Source organism: Dietzia sp. SLG310A2-38A2 (genome assembly GCF_014145095.1).
GTDB lineage: Bacteria > Actinomycetota > Actinomycetes > Mycobacteriales > Mycobacteriaceae > Dietzia.
Genome location: NZ_JAALDX010000374.1, coordinates 1 through 2,845, shown reverse-complemented (window position 1 = coordinate 2,845; position 2,845 = coordinate 1). Strand labels below are relative to the sequence as shown.

The following is a 2,845-nucleotide window of genomic DNA, read 5'->3' as shown; positions in this document are numbered from 1 at the left end:
GTCCGGGGCAGGGGTGACGCGCGTCCACAGGATGACGCGATCGGGCATCGGGTCGCCGGACGCGACGCCGTGCAAGAAGACGCCCACCTGGGCACCCGCGACGGCGGACCGGCCGGCGAGTGCGGTGGTTCCCACCGCGGCTCCGGCGAGCGCTCCCGCCCTGAGCACGGTCCGGCGGTCGAGGCCGGTGACTGTGGAGGAGGTCTCGGGGGATGAAGACACGGTCATGTGTCCAGCTTGACGTGTTTTCTGATCGGGTGGAAGCGAATGCCCCGACTGGTCACCGGGTCTTCATTCCTGCGTGGCCGTCAGTTCCCTTTCCTCGTCGGGCTCCGCGCCGCGAACCAGTGCACCCACCTCGGTCTCCTCTGGCGTGGAGAGGTATCGCTCGAGGGAGTCGTCCAACTCCTGGAGCCACGTGGTGTGGTGGACGGAGGCCATGGTCCCAGTCAGGACGGAAGGGTACGGCTTGTCCCGGTACGTCAGGATGTTCTTCTTCTTGTCCTTCTTCCAGGCCAGGAAGATCCGCACGACCTCGTCGAGATCGAACATCGGGTAGTCCGTGGCCTCGATGAGGTCCCTGATGTACTCGGCCTGGAAGCGCACGTCGTCCGCGTCCCCGTCCAGCTCCTGGAAGCGGCTACGCCACGTCCTCATGTGGGCGGCACGCTGCTCGGCGGACGGCAGCGTGGCCCGGCCCATGATCAGGTCGCGGACGTACCAGGCCTGGGCGTCGAACATGTTGAACGTGAACCACTGGTCTTGCGCGCCCAGGTAGTAGACCTTGGGGTTCTTCTGCCACACCACCCCGCGGTACAGACCGGCGGGGTAGATGTTGTTGGGGGAGTTCAGGGACAGGTCCGCGGGCAGGAACGGGTACTTGTGCAGGTACCCGGTGCACAGGATCACGGCGTCGAACTCGCGGGTCTCACCGCCTGTGAAGTGGACGGTCTCGCCCTCGAACCGCTCGATGAGGGGCAGCTCTTCGATTCCGTCGGGCCAGTCGTAGCCCATGGGCGCGGTGCGGTAGGACATCGTCACCGAGCGGGCGCCCATCTTGAAGGCCTGCACACCGATGTCCTCGGCGGAGTAGGAGGCACCGATCAGGAGCACCCTCTTGTCCGCCAGCTTCTCCGCACCACGGAAGTCGTGGGCGTGTTGCACCGACCCCGGGAAGGTCTCGATCCCGTCGAACTCCGGGACGTTGGGGAAGCTGAAGTGGCCCGTGGACACGATGATCCGGTCGAACTCCGACGAGGTGGTCTTACCGGACCTGAGGTTCTCCACGGTGACGGTGAAGGTGTCCTGGTCGCGGTCGTAGTCCACCCAGCGGACCGCGGTCGAGAACTGCACCTTGTCTTTGACCTTGGACTTGCGCACCCGACCGTCGATGTAGTCCCACAGGACCTCGCGCGGCGGATACGAGGAGATCGGCCGACCGAAGTGCTCGTCGAAGGTGTACTCGGCGAACTCCAGCGCCTCCTTGGGCCCGTTGGACCACAGGTTGCGGTACATGGACGAATGCACGGGCTCGCCGTACTTGTCCGTTCCGGAGCGCCAGTCGTAGTTCCACTGGCCGCCCCAGTCGTCCTGCTTCTCGTAACAGACGACCTCCGGGATCTTCGCCCCCGCTCGTTGCGCTGATTCGAAGGCGCGCAGTGCCGCCATGCCGCTCGGTCCGGCCCCGATGATCGCGATTCGCTGTCTGGACACACATACCCTTTCGGCCGACGTCGGCCTCAGTTCAGTTCCTCGGATGGGAACCGGTGGAAGCTTCCGCCACAGCACTTCAGACCGCGTGCTGGTGCCTCGACACCGGAGTCGCCATTTCCGCCCCGGAGCGGCGGTCTTCTCGACCGGCCTCCACGGGGGCCCGGCGCTCCGGGCGGAGCGCCGTGTGTCTGAACCTTAACAAAAGCTGGCGTCGGGAGGGTTCGGGGCTGAGTCGTGGACAATGGGGGGCATGACCCAGTTCGGAGATCTCCTCGGCCCCCCGCCCACCCGTCTCACCGGCGACCCGGAGGCGGAGGACGCCATCGCCGCCGGTGAGGATCCGCGCACCGTGGCGGCCTCGCATCCCACCGCATCGATCGCCTGGGCGGAGCTCGCCGAGCGTGCGCTCGACTCCGGCGACGTGATCAGCGCCTACGCCTTCGCCCGTACCGGTTACCACCGGGGCCTGGACCAACTGCGTCGTCACGGCTGGAAGGGCTTCGGCCCGGTGCCGTTCGACCACGAGCCCAACCGCGGCTTCCTGCGGTGCGTGGCCGCCTTGGCCCGCGCCGCGCAGTCGATCGGCGAGGAGGAGGAGTACATCCGTTGTCTGGACCTGGTCAATGAGTCGGACCCGCACGCCGCCGCGCCTCTCGGCCTGGCGTGACCGACTAGACGCCCGTACGCAGGGCGTCTACGGCGCGCTCCCGGTCCCGCTGAGGACGCGGACCCGACGGCTGGCGTACGCGTTCCTCCCGATCCTGCAGTGCGGCCTCGCCGCGGGGATCGCCTGGTTCCTCGCGCACGACATATTGGGCCACCCCGCGCCGTTCTTCGCGCCCATCGCCGCCGCCCTGGCACTGGGCACCGGCATGGGGCGGCGGATCCGCCGTGGCATCGAGCTGGTGATCGGCGTCGTGGTGGGCGTGGGTTTGGGCGACCTGCTGATCGCCCAGATCGGCTCCGGCCCGTGGCAGATCGCCGCGGTGGTGGTGTTGGCCATGTCCGCGGCGGTCTTCCTCGACCGCGGGGCGCTGGTGGGCACGCAGGCCGCGTCGTCGGCGATCCTGGTGGCCACGCTCCTGCCCCCGGGCAGCGCGGGTGGCTACGAGCGGATGGTCGACGCGGCGGA

Annotated in this window: 4 protein-coding genes; 2 read left to right on the top strand and 2 right to left on the bottom strand. The window is 68.0% G+C overall.

The annotated features are described in order from the left end of the window. The coding region (locus tag G6027_RS13150; RefSeq protein WP_182637565.1) for a PhoD-like phosphatase N-terminal domain-containing protein at positions 1-228 on the bottom strand (228 nt) is incomplete at its 3' end. A 63-nt stretch (positions 229-291) separates the two neighbouring features. After that, a complete protein-coding gene (locus G6027_RS13145) occupies positions 292-1,713 on the bottom strand; it encodes an NAD(P)-binding domain-containing protein (protein WP_182637564.1) in 1,422 nt (473 codons plus the stop codon). 250 nt (positions 1,714-1,963) lie between these two features. Between G6027_RS13145 and G6027_RS13140 the strand changes: the two genes are divergently transcribed. Together G6027_RS13140 and G6027_RS13135 are read left to right on the top strand one after the other, a co-directional pair. Next, complete coding sequence (locus G6027_RS13140; protein WP_182637563.1) at positions 1,964-2,380, top strand: DUF3151 domain-containing protein; 417 nt, start codon at positions 1,964-1,966, stop codon at positions 2,378-2,380. Next, positions 2,337-2,845: FUSC family protein (locus G6027_RS13135; RefSeq protein WP_182637562.1), on the top strand; the 509-nt coding region annotated here is incomplete at its 3' end. The genes G6027_RS13140 and G6027_RS13135, both read left to right, overlap by 44 nt.

Excerpts from the sequence above, each read along its gene's own strand:
- G6027_RS13140 (WP_182637563.1), top strand. The coding sequence starts at position 1,964 with ATGACCCAGTTCGGAGATCTCCTCGGCCCCCCGCCCACCCGTCTCACC.